This window comes from Xenorhabdus yunnanensis (genome assembly GCF_028598805.1).
GTDB classification, from domain to species: Bacteria; Pseudomonadota; Gammaproteobacteria; order Enterobacterales; family Enterobacteriaceae; genus Xenorhabdus; species Xenorhabdus yunnanensis.
In genome coordinates, this window is record NZ_JAQRFI010000206.1 from 1 (window position 1) to 644 (window position 644).

2 pseudogenes are annotated in these 644 nt (G+C 50.8%); both read right to left on the reverse strand.

The window, feature by feature from the left end:
* Window positions 1-515 (reverse strand): annotated as a pseudogene (locus PSI23_RS21810) (helix-turn-helix domain-containing protein); the annotation flags it as partial.
* A gap of 2 nt (window positions 516-517) precedes the next feature.
* Window positions 518-644, reverse strand: a pseudogene (locus PSI23_RS21815) (DNA primase); the annotation flags it as partial.

Sequence of the window (644 nt, forward strand, 5' to 3'; positions counted from 1 at the left end):
GTTTCAGTAACACGATCACCACGCATACAGCCTTCTGCCAGCTCTTTTTCGTTCCAGTAGTAGCCCGCCTCATAGATTTCTGCCAACTCCCCCACCAGCATTAATTTTTCCGGCTCGGTCAGTTCCAGCGCCGCTTCATAGCTGGCAAAAATAGCCCTGACTTTCGCCGCATCACTAATCTGCTCTTTCGCGCGATCAATATAGCCCTGCGGGTTATCCATGCTCATGGTGCCAAAGGCAACCTGAAAAGCTGCTGCACCGGATTTCATCAGGTAATCAGCGTATTTTGTTTGGGCCTCTTTGGGCGTGATTTTCAGCTTCTTCAAGGCGGCTTCTGCTGCCTCAAGGTGGGCGGGTTCGTTAGTCTTGATGACTGCCAGTACCCACAAGTAGGCATCCACCTGTTTATTGCCGGTGATCTTGCGCTGAACGGGTAACGGTTTTACGGTCGCCAGTGCCGTACTGTAGCTAGGTTCAGGCAGAGTAAAGAGGGCTTTGTGTGCTGTGTTGTCCATTGTTATACTGTCTCCTGCTGCTTTTTCATAAATGTCAATTCTCTGGCCTGATCCCCGTTCTGGAGTAGGTCGTTAAAATCCCCGCCGTCCGGCCAGCGAACACTGACCTTTTCTAAGTCATTATTTGCC